We start from the raw sequence: 19,367 nt of genomic DNA on the forward strand, positions 1-19,367 counted from the left end.
CGAACAGCTTGCGGATCTCGTAGAGCTCCTTGCTCGAGCACTGCAGGATGTCCGTGCCGTCGATGACGATCGATCCCTGCTCCGGGCGGAGCAGGCCGATCAGCGACTTCAGGAACACCGACTTACCTGTACCGGACGGGCCCAACAGCGCGCTGACCTCACCCGCGGGCAGCGTCAGCGTCACATCACCCCAAATTCGTTGTGAGCCGAACGACTTCGTGAGTCCTTCGACCGAGACCTCGACACCCATCGGTTCCCTCCCGTTCGCCGCTGCTTCGGCGCGTGCCGTCGGCAGCGACTGTCAGCGAATCATCATGTGTTGACACAGGTTCGGCACTCTTGCGGCCTCGCCGGGCTTCACACGGGCCGCGCGCTGGGACTCGATGTGACCAAAGTCCCGATCGCCGATAACTGTGATTCAAAATACGAATATTGTCAATCGTTGCGTCGTCGTGTCTCACCCCCGAATTCACCCCGTCTCAGGAGAACTGGACAAGTCGCCATGAAGCGGACATTTCGACGCTCTGCCGACCGCCACTAGCGGCCCAGAGTCGCCGGCTCACCCCGCGCCACCGACACCATGTCTCCGACGCTCACGACCTTCACCCGGGGCCGTCCGGCCGAGCGTCCCTCCCCTCGCTCGAACGCGTCGATGCGACGCCATCCCTGCAGGTCGATGTAGTCGGGGTGGCGGGCGCACACAAGCTCCGCAAACGCCTTACGGTCACCGACCGGCGGTGTGTGCAGGCCGTTTACGAAGTCACCGACGATCGCAGCGGCGGTCTCCGCCGAACACACCTTGTTGGATCCGATCACACCGCTCGGCCCACGCTTGAGCCATCCGGCCGTGTAGACGCCGGGAACGCGGTCGCCGGACTCCGGATCGATCGCCGCGCCTGCCGCGTTGGGAATCACCCCGCGGTCCTCGTCGAACGGCACGCCCGACTGACGCATGCCCCGGAATCCGATCGACCGGAGCACCAACCCGGTCTCGATGTTCTCGAATTCGCCGGTGGCGCCCTCGAGCGTATTCACCGCGGTTCTCAGAGACTCGACGCGTCCGTTTCCGAGTACTTCGACGGGCGATCGCAGGAACTGGAGATGGATGCGGCGCCGGCCCGGCGCGGGTTCCGTCGCGGCGTACCGCGTGAGAATGTCGGCTCGAATCCGTTCGAGCGCAGACATTTCGGCACTTCCGGTGCCGATATCGGAGGCCGTCACGTCGACGCCCGGGAGGTCGCCGAGGCCGAGCAGTTCCGGTGTGCTGAACGCCGCCGCGCCCGCTCCCCTGCGCCCGAGCACGACAACCTCCCGAATCCGGCTCGCAGCAAGCGTTTCCAGCGCGTGTGCGGCGATGTCCGTCTTCAGCAGCCGGGACACTTCCGACGTGAGAACGCGGGCGACGTCGAGCGCGACGTTGCCGTTGCCCACGACCACCGCACGCTCACACGACAGATCCACCCGCAGGTCCGCATAGTCGGGATGACCGTTGTACCAGGCGACGAACTCGCGAGCGGACATACTGCCCGCCAAGTCTTCTCCCGGCACTCCGAGTGCACGATCCCCGGTGGCGCCGTTCGCATACACGACGGCGTGGTGGTGGCGCAGAAGGTCCTCGTGCGTGAGATGACGGCCGACCTCGACGTCGAGGTAGACGTCGATGTTCCGGCGCCCCATCATCCGCGTGAACGGGCCGGCGATGCTCTTCGTGGAACTGTGGTCGGGTGCGACGCCGTAGCGGACGAGTCCACCGGGCACCGGGAGCCTCTCGATCATCGAGATCTCGACGTCGAGGCCCCGGTGCGACGTGAGTGCCTCCGCCAGGTAGCACGCCGACGGCCCGCTCCCCACGATCGCGACGCGCAGCACACCCGCCCCCGCGGACACCTTCGGCAGCTCGACGGCGGGCATCGGATCAGGCGTCGGATTGTCTTGGTAGTAGGCGGCATTCATGTCGACGAACGGCTGCATCTCGGGCGTGAGATCCTCGGGCGGCACGATCGCGTCGACCGGGCACTCGTCCAAGCAGGCGCCGCAGTCGATGCAGGCCTCGGGGTCGATGTAGAGCATCTCGGTGCGACCGCGGGTTCGCTCCTCCGGGGTCGGGTGGATGCAGTTGACCGGGCAGACCGCCACGCATCCCGCATCGTTGCAGCACGGTTGTGTCACCACGTGCGCCATCGTTGATCACTCCTCGTCACAGCTGTTGTTCTTCGTGTCCGGTCGGTCTCAGACGATGCGGCGGGCCCGCATGTCGGGGAAGACGTCTCCGATGCGGACCACGTCGCCGGTGGTCGGCGCGTGGACCATCTGTCCGCCACCGATGTAGATGCCGACGTGTCCGGGGCCGGCGGACTGCCAGTTCCCGAAGACGAGGTCGCCGGGGCGGGCCTCCGCGAGCGGAACCTCGACGCCGACGTGCCACTGCGTCTCGGACGTGCGCGGCAGCGCGATACCGGTGGCGGCGTGCATCGCGAACGACGTGAGCCCGGAGCAGTCGAAGCCGCCGCCGGACGGTCCGTTGATGTTGCCGCCACCCCACACGTACGGCAGGCCCAGGTAGCGGAAGGCGGCGTCGATGACCCTCTGACCGATGTCGTTCGCGGCGGGCAGGCCGAGTGCCCCGAAGGGTGCGAGGAGCCGCTCGAACACGGGCCGGGCGGCGAGGATCCTCGCGACGTAGGGCTTGGTCTGGTTCTCGTAGTCGGGCAGACCCGACGGCATCCCGCCCGAGCGCAGGACCGCGCCGAGCCCGGCGTTGTACGAGGCGAGCGTGAGTCCCAGGGTGTCTCCGGTGACGCGACCCTCGCTCTTCCATGCCTCGATGCGAGACCAGTTGTCGCACAGCAGGTGACCGGACGCCATCACCGGGTCGGCGACGCCCAGGACGTCGGCCTTGCCGTCGCCGTCCGCGTCCTTCCCGTAGGCGTCCCACGTGCCGGGCATGAACTGCCCCGGTCCACGCGCCCCGACCGGCGAGACCGGCGCGGTGGGGCCGTAACGGAAGCCGTTCTCGACCGAGTAGAGCGCGGCGAGTACGGGTGCGGTGACACCCTCGCAGATCGAGCCGGCCTTCTTCAGCCACGGCGCGAACACGGCGATGGCGCCGATCGGGGCGAGTGACGTGCCGGGGACGATCGCGGGAATCTGCGGGAGAACCGCGGAGGCACCCGCAGCGGGCGTACCGGTCGAGGTGCCGAAGTCGATGCCCCACGGGTTGGGTCGCGCCGCGGGGGCCGCGATCGTGGGCGCGCCGTCCGGCGCGGGCGATACGGCGACATCGGTCTCGGTGGCCGACGATTCGGGCGTGTGCGGATCGGTCACGCCGGCGAGAAGCTCCTGGGTATCGGCCACAGCCTGCCGGGCCGGGGCCTGCACCTCCACGGGCAGCGAGGCGAACGCATCGTCGAGCTGTGCGCCGAGGTCGGCCGCGCCCTGCTCGATCGACGCGGCGAGCGCGGCCGCGGGTTCCTGAACTTCCTCGGGTACATCGACGCCGAGCACTGCGGTGCTGACGGCGGAGGCCACTGCCACGATCAACGACGACGGATCCACTGTCATGGTGGGGTAACCCTCTCGGATCGATGGAGTCCACGTCGTCGATCTCCGCCTGCGGGGCGGGCTGGGATTCTCCGCTGATTCTCGTGGTCGACCGGACGTCGTGGATAACAAGATACAAAATTCGTATTTTGTTATACAATATGTGAGCTGGACCACGCAACCAATGCTGTGCCATGAAATGGGAACGGCCCGTGGACAATACGTCCACGGGCCGTTGAAATTCGAACCGGAGGTTGCGGGATTGCTAGCGCATGACCTCCACCGGAGTGGAGACGATCCCGGGCAGAAGGAGGTTGGTGAGCAGGCGCTTGTTCTCGGGACCGGTCGGATCGCCGAAGTCCATGCGTCCCACCAGAATCAACTCGACCAGAGTGATCCAGTTGCAGATCTCGATGTCGGTGATCCCCTCCCGGATCTCCCCGCGCTCGCGAGCCGCATCGATGAGCGGAGCCCACATCTCGTACGTCAATCGGGAAGCGAGACCGGAACTTCCGGCGAGCGCGGTCCGCCGGCCGGCATGCTCCGGGCTGACGATCAGGCGGATCACCATATCCCGGCGGCCCTGGTCCACGAGATACAGCAGGCCGTCGACCACCTGTTCGGCGAACGTGTCCCGATCCGAGACATATTCGCGGGCCTGCTCGAAGAGCCTGCGGGATCGGGCCTCGATCATGGAGGTCATCAGGGTGTCGCGATCACGGAAGTACCGGTAGATCGTCGGTCGCGACACACCGGTTTCCTTCGCGACGTCGTCGATCGTCGTCTTCGCGATACCGAATCTCTGGATCGCGGTTTCGGCTGCCCTGAGGATCTGCGAACGTGCAGCCTCCGGGTCCTCGCTGAGGACACCGTGACGTCGCGCCATGTGTCCTCCTCGGCCGATCGATTACCCAGTGCGCCCCGCACGATACCGCAGCCGTACCGGTCGGCACGGCGGCGGCACCGCCGTGAGCGGTCGCTCGCCTACCGGGTCCGTCTGCCCTCGGAGCCGGCAGGCGAGCGGTGGGTCAGGCGGTCGGTGTGAACCTGATGGGCAGGCGCATGCAGCCGCGGACCTGGCTGGCATGGAGGACCGGCGGATCCTCCGCGATCAGCGAGTAGTCCGGGATCCGGCGGTGGAGTTCCTCGAGCGCGATGGTCAGCTCGATGCGGGCCAGGTGGGATCCGAGGCACCGGTGCGGACCGCCTCCGAACGACAGGTGCCGGTTCGGGCGACGATCGAGGATGAGCTCGCCCGGATCGTCGAACTCCTCGGCGTCGCGATTGGCCGAGCAGAGGGTCAGGATGAGCTGATCCCCCTCCTTGATCTGCACCCCGCCGAGCTCGACGTCGCGGGTCGCGCGCCGTCCGGGAGTCACGGGTGCTTCGAAGCGCAGGATCTCCTCCACCGCGCTGGGGATGAGGGTGTCGTCCTCGATCAGGGCCTGACGCTGCGCGGGGTTGTTGTACAGGTGGATGATCGACCACGCGAGCGCGCCCTGCGTCGTGTGCAGGCCGGCGATCAGCAGCAGGAAGAACATCCGGTACAGCTCTTCGTCCGTGAGGAGCCGCTTGCCACCCTCGAGCTCCACTTCCGTGTGGATGAGCGTGGAGGTGATGTCGTCGCCCGGGTTCTCCCGACGCTCCTGCACCATCTTGTGGAAATAGCCGAACATCTCGAACCCGGCCGCGACCTGCGCCTGCTGGTTCTCCTCCGGGCTCAGCCCGGGCTTGCCCAGGAGGACGGTGTCGGTGGCCTCGGTGAACAGCGGCGCGTCCTCGAGGGGCCAGTCCATGAGCGCCAGGAACACGCGGGTGGGCAGCTCGTGAGCGAACTCCGTGATGAATTCCGCCTCGCCCTTACCCGCGAAAGCGTCGATCAGGTCGTTGGTGTGGGCGCGGATCTGCTCCTCCAGCGCCTTCATCCGGTTCGGGCTGAACAGCGGCTGCATCGCCAGGCGGTAGCCGGTGTGCTCCGGCGGATCCAGCTCGATCGGGATGAACTTGCCCATGCCACCGGGGCCGGTGACGAGGTTGTTCGGGTAGCTCGAGAAGGTCTCCGGGTCGCGGAGAATTTCGTGGATCTCCTTGTAGTGCGTGACGATCCAGTGTCCGCCGTGCGCGGTGGAGTACACGACCGGGCCCTTCGCCGCCAGCTCGGCAACCCGCTCCTGCACGGTGTCGACAGGCTGCGCGAGCGTCTGGTCGTAGATGTCGAAGTCGACGACGAGTTCGTCGGGTACCGACTTTTCGGTGGTTGTCATCAGGTGTTCCTCGGGCCGGAATCCTCAGCGGGATTCGATGGTCAGCGCTCGCTCGGGGCAGACGACGGCCGCGGCTTCCGCGGCGGGCACGTCGTCGTCGGACAGAAACTCCTTCAGGAGAACGGGATATCCCTGGTCGTCGCAGTCGATCAGCTGCGGGGAGGTCGAGTAGCACAGGCCGTGACCGGCGCAGGCCGAGCGATCGACGACGAGCTGCCGCGTCTGTTGCCGGGTATCGGACACGATCCGATCCCTCCTTTCGAAAGCCTCTGCGCGCGAAATCAGTTGGATTCGAGCGTGGGCTTCAGTTCGTCCTCGGGGAACATCATCGCGACGCGGGAGAGCGTGCCGCCGTCCGTGGCCGGCAGGGTCAGACCCGTGATGTACGCGGCGTCGTCCGAGATGAGGAACAGGGCGGCACGCGCGTTGTCGCCGAGTGACGGCGGGCGGTTGAGCTTGAGCGGGATCGGCGAGATGCCCGGATCCCAGGGGCCGGCGACCTCTTCGTAGGACTTGCCGACAACCGGAGTTCCCGCGGGCGCAAGGAAGTTCGGGGACATGCCGTGGGTGGGAGCGACGGCGTTGACGCGGATGCCGTACTTGCCGAGGTCCAGGCTCAGGCCGCGCACCAGGCCGTTGACGCCGGCCTTCGTCGCCGAGTAGAGCGCGATGCTGTGGTAGGCCGCGAAGGACGCTGCCGAGGAGGTCGCGAGAATGACACCGCCACCGTTGGCGCGGAGCGCGGGCACCGCAGCCTTGGCGGTGTACACGACGCCGCTGAGGTTCACGCCGAGGACTTCCTGCCAGTCGGCGTCGGTCAGGTCCTGGAATTCGACCTGCTCACCACCGGCGACGGACGGAACGCCGCCGCGCGAGACGATGCCCGCGTTGGCCCAGGCCACGTCGAGCTTGCCGAAGCGATCGACAGTGGCGGCGACCGCGTCGATGACCTGCTGTTCCTTGCTGACGTCGGCGGTGATCGCGATGGCCTCGCCACCCTGCTGCTCGACGAGTTCGACGGTGCCCTTGGCGCGCTCGGGGTCGATGTCGACGACGGCGATCTTGGCGCCTTCGGAGGCGAACAACTGGGAGGCCTCGCGCCCCAGTCCGGAACCCGCACCGGTGATGAGAACGACCTTGCCTTCGAGTTTCATGCGAGCTCCTCTGCTCATGGGCTGCTGGGAATTCGGTAAATACACTGGGCGGCAAGCGGTTCCGACCCTCCTGCCGTTTCAGGGCCCGGAGTGGATGCCGTCGTCCCACCTCAGCGAGGGGGCTTGCCGCGTGTGACCCAGATTACCGCCAAGCTACAGCTGACGTCAATCGAAATTTGTAAAGTGCTTTGTGAGCGATCGAAAAAAGCGGCCGGCCCCGTCCCGTGGAGGGAAGGGGCCGGCCGGGTGGTCGCGGACCGAAAGCCGCTGGGCTGCTTCGAAACCTACCGATCGACGACGGCAGAGGCCGTCACGCGGACTGCGCCACGATGCTGGGCAGCAGGAAGTTCGTGAGCATCCGCCGATTCTCGGGGTCCTCCTCCGAGCTGAAATCCATGCGCCCGACCAGGACGAGCTGGACGAGCGCGATCCACTCGCAGATCTCCTCGTCGGTCAGACCCTCCCGGATCTCGCCGCGCTCGCGCGCCTCCGCGAGCAACGGTGCCCACATCTCGTATGTGAGCCGCGCCGCCAGACCGGTGCTGCCGACCAGCGCGGTCGCGAGATCCATGTGCTCGGGGCTCACGATGAGCCGGACGATCGGATCGTGACGGCCCCGTTCGACCAGGAAGATCAGGCCGTCGACGATCTGATCGGCCAGTGTCTTCCGTTCGCGGAGATACGCGCGCGCCTTGTCGAACAACCGACGCGATCGCGCCTCGATCAGGGCCGTGATCAGTGAGTCCCGGTCGCCGAAGTAACGGTAGACCGTCGGCCTCGAAACACCCGCTTCCTTGGCGATGTCGTCCATCGTCGTCTTCGAGACGCCGTACCGCTGGAACATCGACTCGGCGGCCTTCAGGATCTGCGCGCGCGCCTCCTCCGTGTCGTCACTGAGGACGCTCCCCCTCCGTCGCGCCATTGCATTGCTCCTGAAATGTCGATTCCCGGCAGAAAAGTTTCGTTTGATGATACAAGATGCGTCACTTGTCAACGAGTCGGCGCGGGCCTGCCCGGACCACCGCACCCTGTGACACAAAGCGAAACGCCCCGGGAGGTCGACCCCCCGGGGCGTTCGCGACCCGCACAGGCGGGTTCTGTTCTCGTCGGCTACTCGAACAGATCGGGCAGTCCGTCGGACACCCTGTTCGGGAACTCGGGGTCGCGCTTGCCGAGAAACGCCTCGACCCCTTCCTTCACGTCGTCCGACGTGCCACGGACGTAGATGCCGATCGATTCGGCACGATGCGCGATCTCGGGTTCGGGTGCACCGAGCATCCGCCACATCAGCTGACGGGTCAGCGCGACCGAGACCGGCGCGGTGCCGGTCACGAGTTCGCGGGCGAGCTCGACCGCCCGGTCCAGCACCTGATCGGCCGGAACCAGCTCACGGACGAGCCCACGCTCGAGTGCTTCCTGGGCCGGCACCATCCGGCCACCCACCGTCCACTCGACCGCGGTCGAGATTCCCACCGCCCGCGGCAGGAACCACGTCGAGCAGGCTTCCGGCACGAGCCCGCGCCGCGCGAACACGAAACCGAATTTGGCTGTGTCCGCTGCGATTCGGATGTCCGCCGGCAGTGTCATGGTGACACCGACCCCGGCGGCGGGTCCGTTGATCGCCGCGATCACCGGCTTGAGCGACCGGTAGATCCGCAGCGAGACCTGTCCTCCGGTGTCCGGCGGGGCCCCTCCCGTCTCGGGATCGTCGCCGAGGACGAACGTGTCGCCACCGGCCGCGAGATCGGCGCCGGCGCAGAACGCACGTCCGGTTCCGGTCAGGACGACCGCCCGCACCGAGTCGTCCGCATCCGTCTCGTCGAAGATCGCGCCGAGCTTGTGGCACATCTCGTTGGTGAATGCGTTGAGCCGATCGGGTCGGTTCAGTCTGACGATCGCGATCTCGTCGCGACGTTCGAGGACGACGATGTCGTCGATTCCTGCTTCGGGCACTTGATTGCTTCCTTCCGGGGCCCGCGGACCTGTGTAGGTCAGCGCACCTTGTCGAAACGCTCCGACACGTCCTTGTACTCGGACCGGATCGCGGTCTTCGACAGCTTGCCGCTGGGGAGCCGCGGCAGCGGCTCGTCGCGGATCACGACGTAACGCGGAACCTTGTAATCGGCCATCAACCGGTCGCAGTGTTCGATGATCGTCGCCTCGTCGACACCGTCGCCGACGGTCACGATCGCTGCCGGGGTCTCGCCGAACCGCTCGTCGGACGCCGCGATCACCGCGACCTCCTGGACACCGGGGATCTCGCCGATGACGCGCTCGATCTCGACGGGCGAGACGTTGATGCCGCCGGTGATGATGAGGTCCTTGAGACGATCGACGAACTTGACGCGTCCCTCGGCGTCGAGGGTGCCGAGGTCGCCGCTATGCAGCCAGCCGTCGCGCAGCGCGGACGCGGTGGACTCCTCGTCGTTCCAGTACCCGGGGGTCACGCCGGGACCGCGCAGCAGGATTTCGCCTTCCTCGCCCGGGTCGGCGTCGGTGCCGTCGTCACGGACGACCTTCAGTTCGGTGAAGATCGAGCCGGAGCCGCACGAGTCCGGGTGATCGAACGCCTCGGCGACGAGCGTCGCGGTCGCGACACCACCGGCTTCGGTCATGCCGTAGATCTGGCGCAACGCGACGCCCTTGTCGGCCCAGCGCTTCAGCAGCGCCGGCGCGACCGCGGCGCCACCGACGATCGCGGTGCGCAGCGAGGACAGGTCGGCCTTCTCGAATTCGGGTGCCCGCGAGATCGCCTCGAAGATGAGCGGCACACCGAAGATCGCCTGCACCTTGTGTTCGCCGAGGAGCGTGGCCGCCCGTCCCGGATCAAGTTCCTTCTCGATCACGAGGGTGCCGCCGAGGACGGTCGTCATGATCAGGCCCCACACCAGACCCGGGGTGAACACGAGCGGAAGCACCAGCAGCGACGTGGAGCCGGGCCGGAAGCCTTCCTCGGTGAGAGTGGCCTCGAAGACGATGTTGAGCAGGGTGCGGTTGGTGCAGATGACACCCTTGGACAGCCCGGTCGAACCGCTGGTGAACAGCAGTGCCGTCGGCTCGTCGGGGTCGAGGTCGACACGGAAGTCGTCCTGCTCGCCCTCGCGGAGCGGGGTGATGTCGTCGAACGTGAGCGTGGCGAAGGTGTCGCCGAGCTCTCGGGCCTCCTCGACCGTGCCGGTGAACTCGGCCGGTCCGATGACCAGGACGGCGCCGGCATCGTCGACCACCTTGCGGAGCTCGGCGGGCTTGAAACGCGGGTTGAGCGGAACGAGCACCGCACCGGCCTTGAGCACACCGAGCGCGACGACCGGCCAGGTCAGCGAGTTCGGGCCGAGCACGCCCACCCGCTCGCCGGGCTTGATTCCGCGATCGACGACGGCGCGAGCGATGCGGCTCGACCAATCCTGGAGCTCGCGATAAGTGAGGGCTTCGCCCGCGACGATGATCGCGTTCTGCTCGCCTTTGGTCTTCGCCCACCAATGCAATGCCGAGCCGACGGTGGTAGCCATGTCTCCCTTGCCTTTCCCGTACCGAGAAGAATCCGAATCGGGTTTGTCCCCAGAAGTTTTCAGCGCGAATGAATCGAGGAGACGGGGTCCTCACGTCGCGTGTGATCCACGCTATCCGCATTTCTGTGAGACGTCAATCAAAATCTGTTACTTGCAAAGCGCGGGACGCTCGCGACGAGTCCCGCAGCCAGTGCCGTCACTCCCCCGACCACGAAGACGGCCACATACGCTCCTTCGGAGGGAATGCCGGTCTCCGCGATCGTGTTCGACGCAAGCAGCGTTCCCACCAGCGCACCGGCCAGCGAACTGCCGAACGTCCGCGCGATTGCGTTGACACCGTTCGCAACACCGGTGTCCCGCAGCGGCACGTGCTCCACGAGCATCGCCGGCAGCGCGCCGTACGCGACGCAGACGAATGCATTGAGAATCGCCACCGCCGTGATCATCTGCCAGGTATGGTCGTGGGCCAGAATCAGGAACACGAACCCGCACACGCCGACGGCACACGCCGTCGCGAGAACCCGGTCTGCACGGAACCTGCGGACCAGGAACCCGCTGATCGCGGCCGCGACGACGCCCACGACCTGCCCCGGCAGCAGATACACCAGACTCGTCACGAGGACCGACGCGCCGAACCCGTACCCCGCGTCGCCGCGGGAGACCTGCACGAACATCGCAATCGCCAAGAACTGCACGAACATCGCGATGCCCACCAGGAACGCGGCGAGGTGCGCCGGTGCCACCGCGCGAGCCGTGAGAAGGGCCGGAGCCACCAGTGGTTCGGCGCACCGTCGTTGGCGCCGGTACCAGGCGACGAGCACGAGGACACCGCCGGCGGCACAACCGAGCGTCGGTACGGACACCCAGCCCCAGGTCCCGCCCTGCGCCGGTGCCAGCAGTAGCGCGGACAGGCCGATCGCGAGCCCGAGTGCGCTCCGGACGTCGAACCCCGCTCCGGCACCGGAACCGGCGCTGCGGGGCACCACCGCCCAGGCGATGACAAGAGCGAGCAGCGCGAGCACCACCAGCAACCAGAACACGCGGCGATAGTCGTCGCCCTCTCTGTAGAGCAGTCCGGCCGCGATCATTCCCGCACCGCCCCCGACGCTCATCGTTCCGGACATGACGCCGAGCGCGGGCGTGAGCCGATGCGAGCCGAGTGCGCTGCGCAGGACGGCAACCCCGATCGGAAACAGAGCGAACGAAGTCCCCTGCAGTGCACGGCCGGCGACGAGCACGGGCAACGAGTCCCACGCAACGCACAGCAAGGACCCCACGAGCACCACGCCGAGAATCCCGAGCAGTACCTTCCGAGGCCCACGCCGGTCGGCAAGCCTCCCGAGCAGAGGGGTGGAAACGGTGGCGGCGAGGAGATTCGCCGTCACGATCCACCCGGCGGCGTTCGTACCCACCTCCAGTTGCGTCGCCATCGCCGGCATCAGCGGCACCACGGCGGTCTGCATGACCGCCGTGATCATCACGACGAAACACAGTGCAGGAATCAGCACACCGGGCGGGACGGTGGGGTTGCGTACCCCTCCCCTCGCGGTGGCGAGTCGTTGGGTCACCATAGGCCGGATCTAGAGGTCCAGGGTGAGTTTCGCTGTGCAGCTGCGGGATACGCAGATCATCATGCAGTCGTTCTCGGCCTGCTCGTCTTCGGTGAGCACCGAGTCGCGATGATCCGGCACGCCGTCCAGCACGGCGGTTTCGCACGTGCCGCACGTCCCCTCGCGGCACGAGAACGACACGTCGACACCGGCGCGGAGTACCGCGTCGAGAAGGGTCTCCGACGCGTCGACGGTGATCGTCCTGCCCGATTGCCGGAGCTCGACGTCGAACGCCTGGTCGACGGCATCGGCCGGACGCTCCTTGGCCGCGAACCGTTCGACGTGCAGGGCGATACCGGCACGGTTGCGGCACTCGTTCTCGATGGCCTGCAGGAGCGGCTCCGGCCCGCAGCAGTACACGCCGGTGCCGGCGGCCACGGCGTCGAGCTCGCCCGCCAGATCGAGGAGGCCGTATTCGTCCTGGGGACGGAGCAGGACCCGGTCGGGATACCGGGCGGCGAGGTCGTCGGCGAAGGCCATGCTCGCGCGGGTGCGCCCGCCGTACAGCAGGCGCCAGTCGGCGCCGACCGCTTCCGCGGCCCGCACCATGGGCAGCAAGGGGGTGATGCCGATTCCGCCCGCGACGAAGAGGTACGACTGCGCGGGCTCGAAGCGGAAGTTGTTGCGGGGACCGGCGATGCTGACGAGGTCGCCGATCTGCAGCGAGTCGTGGACCCACCGCGAGCCACCGCGCCCGTTCTCCTCGCGCAGGACCGCGACGGTGAGGCAGGTGTCGTCGGCCGGGTCGCCGCACAGCGAATACTGCCGGACCGTCGACTCGTCGATGATGATGTCGATGTGCGAGCCGGGATCCCATGCGGGAACGCGCCCACCGTCGGGGTCGGCGAATCGCACTGCCACGACGCCGTCCGCGACGACGTCCTTGCCGATCACCTGCATCTTGTCCTGCTCCGAGTTGCTGTGTGCGGCCATCAGTGCTCCCACTCCCCTGGACCTCGCCTACGCGCTAATCTTATGTAATTAGTTTTAGGGCGCGCAAGGCGCACCCGCGACCACACCGCACGCAGCACCGGGAGAACACCGCATGACCTCGACAGATACCGCCCACCCCGCCGACTCGGTCCTCGACCTCTTCAGGCTCGACGGGTCCGTCGCCGTCGTCACCGGCGCCGGCAGCGGCCTCGGGGCCGGCTTCGCGCGCGCCCTCGCCGAGGCCGGCGCGGACGTCGTGATCGCCGCGCGCCGGCGCGACCGCCTCGAGGCCGTCGCCCCGGCGGTGGAGGCCACCGGCCGCCGCTGCCTCGTCGTCCCCACCGACGTCACCGACCCCGAGCAGTGCACCGCACTCGCCGAAGCCACGATCGCCGAGTTCGGCCGCCTGGACATCCTGGTCAACAACGCCGGCGTCACCCATTCCGCACCCTCGACACGCGAGCGGCCCGAAGATTTCCGCGCCGTCATGGACGTGAATCTGTTCGGCGCCTACTGGGCGGCGCAGGCGTGCGGCCGCGTGATGAACCCCGGTTCGAGCATCGTGAACGTCGCGAGCATGCTCGGCCTGATCAAGTCGGTTCTCCCCCAGGCCGCCTACGCCGCGAGCAAGGCCGGTCTCATCGGCCTCACCCGGGATCTGTCCCACCAGTGGTCGCAGCGAAAAGGCATCCGCGTCAACGCGATCGCACCCGGTTTCGTCGAGACCGACCTGATCTCCGAGATGTCGTCGGATACGCTCGCGGAGTTCCTGCGCGGCTGCTCGCTCGGTCGCACCGCCACGCAGCGCGAGATCGACGCCGCTGTCGTGTTCCTCGCCAGCCGTGCCTCCGGCTACATCACCGGATCGACGCTCGCCGTCGACGGTGGCACCTCCGGACACTGATTTTCTCGGACACCGATTCCGACGACCAAGGGACGACACACCGATGACGATCTCCACCAGCACGACAAGACTTCGCGGCGACCGGGTTTCACTGGCCGCCGATCTCTGGGAACCGGCCTCCGAGCAGAAGGGCACGGTCCTGTTGCTGCACGGGGGCGGGCAGACACGGCACTCGTGGCAGCGCACCGGAATCCGCCTCGCAACTCGAGGCTGGCGGGCTTACGCCGTCGACGCGCGCGGGCACGGCGACAGCGACTGGGCCCACGACGGCGACTACAGCAGCGATGCGCACGCCCGCGACATCCGCACGATCGCCGACGAACTCGGGGAACCACCGGTACTCGTGGGTGCGTCGATGGGCGGAATGGCCTCGCTCATCGCCGCGGGAGACGACCCCGGACTCGCCCGGGCACTGGTGCTGGTGGACATCACCCCGAAATCCGAACCCGAGGGCCTGGCCAAGATCACCGGATTCATGCGGGCGGGACTCGCCGGCTTCGACAGCCTGCACGACGCGCTCGACGCGGTGATCGCGTACAACCCGCACCGGAGCCGTCCCCCGCGGCTGGAGGGACTGCGCAAGAACCTGCGTGAACGGGACGGCCGCTGGTACTGGCACTGGGACCCGCGGATGCTCGCCCACCGGACGAACCTTCCGGAAGCCGCCGCCGAGCGCGAAGCACGTGCACGGGCCGCCGCTCGCGGGGTCACGGTGCCGACCCTGCTCATTCGCGGGGCCCAGTCGGATGTGGTCAGCACCGAGGGTGCGCGCGAACTGCTCGAACTGATCCCCGGGGCACGGCACATCGACGTCGGCGGCGCGGGGCACATGGTGGGCGGCGACGACAACGACGTGCTGAGCCGGGGCCTGGTGGAGTTCCTCGAAGAGGCCGTGCTCACCGCGTGACCGCCGGGTCGACCGGAACGGATACGATTTCTTCCACCCTTCGAGCGGACCTGCCCGGAGGACCGTACTAGCCGAAAGCGAATGATGGCCCGACCGTCGAAGCCTCTCATCAGTCGCGCGTCCGCGGTGGCCGCGTCCATCGAGATCATCGACTCCGAGGGACTCGATGCGTTCAGCCTGCCGCGCCTGGCGAAGCACCTCGGGGTGCGGGCGCCGTCCCTCTACCACCATTTCGCCGACAAGTCGGAGATCCTCGCCGCGGTCGCGCAGGAGATCGCCGGCAACATCCCGCTGCCACGGCGCAAGCCCGGCCCGGGATGGCCCGAGTACTTCGTGACCCTGAGTTCGAACTTCCGCAAGTCGATCCTCAAGCATCGCAACGCCGCACCGATCCTGCTGCAGTACCTTCCCCGCGACCTGCTGATCGGCAGCTACGAGGACACCGCGCAGTTCCTGGAGAAGTCCGGGGTACCGGCCCGCCTGCACGTCCAGATTCTCGACGGCATGGAGCGGCTGACCCTCGGTGCGGTGCTGACCGAGGCCATGCGCAAGCCGAGCACGAAGAACACGATCTTCCCCCACGTCGATCCGGAATCGCAGCCGCTGTTGGCCCGGGCGCTCGCCGAGAACGAGTTCACCTCTCGCCAGTTGTTCGAGGAGATGATCCGCAGTTTCCTGTACGGGGTGATGCGCAACGAGCCGGCCGGGCAGACCGAGGAACTGACCGTGTCGGCCAACTGACGGTTTCGGCCAACTGAAGAGGGCGACAAGCACAACGACGCCCCCGCGGATCGAATCCGCGGGGGCGTCGCCTTTGTGGAGCCCTGTCAGGCAGGCATGTGGACGGTCTTGGTCTCGAAGAACTCCTCGAGGCCCTCGATGCCGCCTTCCCGGCCGAGGCCGGACTGCTTGTAGCCGCCGAACGGCAGGGTGAAGTCCATCGTCGCGGTGTTCACGCTGATGGTTCCGGTGCGGATGCGCCGCGCCACGTCGAAGCCGTGGTCGATGTCCTCGGTGTACACCGCACCCGACAGGCCGTACATCGAGTTGTTGGCGATCGCGATCGCGTCCTCCTCGTCCTCGTAGGTGATCACCGAGATGACCGGCCCGAAGACCTCTTCCTGCGCGATGCGGGAATCGGGTGCCACGTCGTCGAGCAGCGTCTGTGCGACGAAGAAGCCCTTGTCGAAGCCCTCCGGACGTCCGCCGCCGAGGACGACCTTGGCGCCTTCCTCCTTGGCGATGTCGATGTACCCGAGGACGCGGTCCTGCTGACGCTTCGACGCGAGCGGGCCGAGGAAGTTGGTCGGCTCCCACGGGTTGCCCATCGGCAGGGCGCCGTACGCGGCCTTCAGCGCCTCGAGCACCTCGTCGTGCCGCTTACGGGAGACGAGGACGCGGGTGAGGGCGATGCAGGCCTGACCCGACTGCATGCAGCCGCCCATGGGCAGCGTCTGCAGCACGTGGTTGATGTCGGCGTCGTCGAGGATGATCGCCGCGGACTTGCCGCCGAGTTCGAGGGAGACCCGCGCGATGCGCTCGCTCGCCAGCGACATGATGCGACGGCCCGCGGCGGTGCTGCCGGTGAACGTGATGTGGTCGACGTCCGGGTTGGTGACGAGGGTCTCCGACACCTCACGATCGGCGCACAGCACGCTCACGACGCCTTCGGGGATACGGCCTTCCGCGACCAGCTCGGCGATGACGTCCGCGAACACGGACGGTGAGAGCGGTGCCTCCGGAGCGGTCTTGAGCACGACCGAGCAGCCGGCCGCGAGCGCCGGGGCGAGCTTGAACGCGATCGTGCCGACCGGGCCGTTCCACGGGATGATCGCCGCGACCACACCGGTCGGTTCCTTGACGATGCGGGACACGCCACCGCCGGCGCGGGGACGCTCCTCGCTGGTCTCGAACGTGCGGGCCACCGCGGCAACCGCCCGGAACAGACCACCGATCATCTGCTGGGTGGGTCCGCTGACACTCACGGGGACGCCGACCTCGACGACGCCGATGGTGGTCAGTTCGTCGAGGCGCCGCTCGAGGCGGTCGGCGATCTCGTCGATGACATCGGCGCGTTCGGCCATGGTGCGCGACGCCCACTCGCCCTTGTCGAACGACTCACGCGCCGCTGCAACCGCTTTGGCTACGTCGTCGACGGTAGCGGTGCGTACCCGCGCAACCTTCTCCTCGGAGAACGAGTCGACGACGTCGACCCATTCGTCGCCGGTCGAGTCGACCCAGCGACCGCCGATGAACACCTGCTCGCGGTCGGCGATCGCCGGGATCGTCGATGTCGTGGCTTCGGTGGTGGACATGCGTGAAAGCTCCTTCGCTTCAGCGGATGTTGTAGCCGGCGTCGACGGGGAACGTGACACCGGTGACGTAGCGAGCCTCGTCGGAGGCGAGGTAGACGACGGCGTTGCTGATGTCGACGGCCTCGACCAGCTCGACCGGCATCGGGTTCTTGTAGGACTCATCCGCGGCCACATCGGGATTGGCGGTGAGGAATTCCCCGTATTCGGCGTTGGCGACCATCGGGGTGTTCACGCCGGTCGGGTGGATGGTGTTCACCCGAATGCTGTGCGGAGCCAGCTGTTTCGCGTAGATGCGCATGAGTCCGACGACGCCGTGCTTGGCGGCAGTGTATCCGACCTGACCGGGCAGGGTGTTCAGGCCGATGCTCGTGAGGCCGGCGGCGGAGCTCGTGATGATGATCGATCCGCCCTCGCCTCGCTGGACGAGATCCGGCACCGTCACCTCGAGCACATGCCACACACCGGTGAGCATGGTGTCGATCGCGTCGTGCCAGGCCTGGCGCTGCTCACCGGGTCCGATGACCGGCATGATGCCGGCGTTGGGCAGCACGATGTCGACCTTGCCGAACTGCGCGATGCCCGCGTCGTAAGCCCGCTGGACATCCTCGAGATTGCGGACATCGCCCACCGACGTGACGATCGAGCCGCCGGCCTCCTTGACCAGACGCTCGGCCTCGGCGAGATCGTCGCTGGTGGCCATCGGATAGAACACGGTGGGGATCTGATCGCAGATGTCCATCGCGATGATCGACGCGCCCTCTTCGGCGAGCCGGACGGCGTGCGAGCGGCCCTGGCCCCGCGCAGCACCGGTAATGAAAGCGACCTTGCCTTCGAGTCGACCCATGATTGTTCCTCTGCGGATTGCACGTCCCGACTGCAGTGCGGGACAACGAATGAATGCGATGAATGCGGTGACTCACCTCATCGCCTGTGAACCACACCACAGACGGTAGTTGCCTACACCCTTTAGGTCAACACCGAACATACTTCGTAATTTGTCTCGTTGCCGCGGAAGGCGGTCGAGAGGGAGGTTGTGTGCGATATCCCCGAGGATTTCGCGCACAACCTCCCTCTCGTCAGGGACGCAGGATCAGAAGCTGGGCACCTCGGCCCACTCGCCGACCTGGTAGCAGGAGTGCTCGTCCTCCTGCTCGAACGCCATCAGCCGGCACATGCGCACCGCCGACGGGTCGTCGGGATCGATGCGGATCAGGGCGATCTGCGCCCGCGCCTCGCGGAGCGCTCCGAGCGCGGTCGTGAGCAGGGCCGTCCCGACGCCCGCGCCCCGGGCGGCCTCGGTGAGGACGAGGGCTCGGATCGGGGCCGCATCCAATTCGTTGTGCGTGAACAGGGCGGGGTCGTACCAGACGAATCCCACGCACGCCCCGGACGGATCGGTCGCGACGACGACGCTGCCGGACCCGAGGCGGATCTCGTCGGCGAGACGTTCACGCTGGGCGGGCACCAGCGACGCCGAGTCCAGCACCTCGTCGATCGCCTTCGACACCGCCGCGTCCCCGAGCGACCGCGGCTCGCCGATCGTGATGTCCTCGCGCGCAACCGCCTCGTCGAGCGGGACCGCGAACGGCCCGGACAGGTGCCGGAACAGCGTCCAGAGCCTGCTCACCGCCGGGATGCCGAACCGTCGCGTGAGCCGCTCGGACGCAGGGTGGGTGCTGTACGCCCAGCAGCGCAGGGCCACGGCGCCGGTGCCTTCCCAGCCGCCGTCGCGCGTCGTGTCCAGGCCGATCTCCTCGACGAGCATGGTGGCCACCCCGCGCGACCGGTAGTCCGGGTGGACCACGAACTGCACGGTGCCGAGCCCCTCGTCGTCGACGTGCAGGTGCAGGTACGCCACGATCACCAGCGGGGCGTCCTCCCGGGCACTCAGGTCGCGGCGTGCCTTGATCGGCAGGTGGTACACCCGTGCGCCGTCACGGCTCGTCGAGGTGACGTCGGCGGCGTGGATCCGGGAGAAGCCCGCTTCCTCGTCGTACTCGGCGGCCGTGGCAACCAGCGCCAGCACCTCGTCGCGATCGTCGGGATCCAGTTCCGAACACCACTGATACGAGATCATCCTGTCCGCTCCTCATCTGCCGGTTCGTGTCGTAAATCTAATGCCCATCGGTATACGGCCGCAATGACCGTAACGCTTCCGTGAGCATCCCCAGGGTTTACACTTAAACCTACATGAGTTAGATTTAGCGCCATCGATCCGAACCACCGCCTGG

18 protein-coding genes are annotated in these 19,367 nt (G+C 67.4%); 3 read left to right on the forward strand and 15 right to left on the reverse strand.

Annotation, left to right across the window (positions count from 1 at the left end; translation table 11 throughout):
• From M1M07_RS17995 to M1M07_RS18050, 12 genes are all read right to left on the reverse strand, one after another.
• On the reverse strand, positions 1-250 hold a 250-nt coding region (locus M1M07_RS17995), incomplete at its 3' end, for an ATP-binding cassette domain-containing protein (RefSeq protein WP_248675061.1).
• Positions 251-537: 287 nt separating this feature from the next.
• Positions 538-2,181 carry an FAD-dependent oxidoreductase gene (locus tag M1M07_RS18000; protein ID WP_248675062.1) on the reverse strand — a complete coding sequence of 548 codons (1,644 nt, stop codon included), beginning with the start codon at positions 2,179-2,181 and terminating at the stop codon, positions 538-540.
• Positions 2,182-2,229: 48 nt separating this feature from the next.
• Positions 2,230-3,561: an NlpC/P60 family protein gene (locus M1M07_RS18005; RefSeq protein ID WP_248675063.1), complete on the reverse strand. Its 1,332-nt coding sequence runs from the start codon at positions 3,559-3,561 to the stop codon at positions 2,230-2,232.
• A gap of 244 nt (positions 3,562-3,805) precedes the next feature.
• Positions 3,806-4,426 carry a TetR/AcrR family transcriptional regulator gene (locus M1M07_RS18010; protein ID WP_248675064.1) on the reverse strand — a complete coding sequence of 207 codons (621 nt, stop codon included), beginning with the start codon at positions 4,424-4,426 and terminating at the stop codon, positions 3,806-3,808.
• Between the two features lie 142 nt (positions 4,427-4,568).
• Entirely contained in the window at positions 4,569-5,804 is a 1,236-nt protein-coding gene (locus tag M1M07_RS18015) for a cytochrome P450 (protein WP_248675065.1), read from the reverse strand.
• A 24-nt stretch (positions 5,805-5,828) separates the two neighbouring features.
• A complete protein-coding gene (locus M1M07_RS18020) occupies positions 5,829-6,047 on the reverse strand; it encodes a ferredoxin (protein ID WP_248675066.1) in 219 nt (72 codons plus the stop codon).
• Positions 6,048-6,085: 38 nt separating this feature from the next.
• Complete coding sequence (locus M1M07_RS18025; protein ID WP_248675067.1) at positions 6,086-6,958, reverse strand: SDR family NAD(P)-dependent oxidoreductase; 873 nt, start codon at positions 6,956-6,958, stop codon at positions 6,086-6,088.
• 310 nt (positions 6,959-7,268) lie between these two features.
• Complete coding sequence (locus tag M1M07_RS18030; protein WP_248675068.1) at positions 7,269-7,880, reverse strand: TetR/AcrR family transcriptional regulator; 612 nt, start codon at positions 7,878-7,880, stop codon at positions 7,269-7,271.
• A gap of 188 nt (positions 7,881-8,068) precedes the next feature.
• On the reverse strand, positions 8,069-8,911 hold the full coding sequence (locus M1M07_RS18035; RefSeq protein WP_248675069.1) for an enoyl-CoA hydratase-related protein: 843 nt from the start codon (positions 8,909-8,911) through the stop codon (positions 8,069-8,071).
• 38 nt (positions 8,912-8,949) lie between these two features.
• On the reverse strand, positions 8,950-10,467 hold the full coding sequence (locus M1M07_RS18040; protein ID WP_197251381.1) for a class I adenylate-forming enzyme family protein: 1,518 nt from the start codon (positions 10,465-10,467) through the stop codon (positions 8,950-8,952).
• A 137-nt stretch (positions 10,468-10,604) separates the two neighbouring features.
• Positions 10,605-12,038, reverse strand: coding sequence for an MFS transporter (locus M1M07_RS18045; RefSeq protein ID WP_248675070.1), 1,434 nt, complete (start codon positions 12,036-12,038; stop codon positions 10,605-10,607).
• A 9-nt stretch (positions 12,039-12,047) separates the two neighbouring features.
• Entirely contained in the window at positions 12,048-13,010 is a 963-nt protein-coding gene (locus M1M07_RS18050; protein WP_248675071.1) for a PDR/VanB family oxidoreductase, read from the reverse strand.
• Positions 13,011-13,122: 112 nt separating this feature from the next.
• Here M1M07_RS18050 and M1M07_RS18055 point away from each other — a divergent pair, with 112 nt between their 5' ends.
• The 3 genes from M1M07_RS18055 (at position 13,123) to M1M07_RS18065 (ending at position 15,562) form a co-directional block, all read left to right on the forward strand.
• A complete protein-coding gene (locus tag M1M07_RS18055) occupies positions 13,123-13,914 on the forward strand; it encodes an SDR family NAD(P)-dependent oxidoreductase (RefSeq protein WP_248675072.1) in 792 nt (263 codons plus the stop codon).
• A gap of 43 nt (positions 13,915-13,957) precedes the next feature.
• The gene (locus tag M1M07_RS18060) at positions 13,958-14,821 is read left to right on the forward strand and encodes an alpha/beta fold hydrolase (RefSeq protein ID WP_248675073.1); all 864 of its coding nucleotides are present in this window, start codon (positions 13,958-13,960) and stop codon (positions 14,819-14,821) included.
• A gap of 84 nt (positions 14,822-14,905) precedes the next feature.
• Positions 14,906-15,562 carry a TetR family transcriptional regulator gene (locus M1M07_RS18065; RefSeq protein ID WP_248675110.1) on the forward strand — a complete coding sequence of 219 codons (657 nt, stop codon included), beginning with the start codon at positions 14,906-14,908 and terminating at the stop codon, positions 15,560-15,562.
• A gap of 86 nt (positions 15,563-15,648) precedes the next feature.
• On the opposite strand, the gene M1M07_RS18070 is transcribed toward M1M07_RS18065, so the two are convergent.
• The 3 genes from M1M07_RS18070 to M1M07_RS18080 form a co-directional block, all read right to left on the reverse strand.
• Complete coding sequence (locus M1M07_RS18070) at positions 15,649-17,136, reverse strand: aldehyde dehydrogenase (protein ID WP_248675074.1); 1,488 nt, start codon at positions 17,134-17,136, stop codon at positions 15,649-15,651.
• A 19-nt stretch (positions 17,137-17,155) separates the two neighbouring features.
• Positions 17,156-17,980, reverse strand: a complete 825-nt coding sequence (locus M1M07_RS18075) for a mycofactocin-coupled SDR family oxidoreductase (protein ID WP_248675075.1) — start codon at positions 17,978-17,980, stop codon at positions 17,156-17,158.
• A gap of 246 nt (positions 17,981-18,226) precedes the next feature.
• Complete coding sequence (locus tag M1M07_RS18080; protein ID WP_248675076.1) at positions 18,227-19,213, reverse strand: GNAT family N-acetyltransferase; 987 nt, start codon at positions 19,211-19,213, stop codon at positions 18,227-18,229.
• Positions 19,214-19,367: the final 154 nt, after the last annotated feature.

Origin of the sequence: Rhodococcus sp. HM1, assembly GCF_023218075.1 — a bacterium.
In the GTDB taxonomy this organism is placed as follows: Bacteria; Actinomycetota; Actinomycetes; order Mycobacteriales; family Mycobacteriaceae; genus Rhodococcus.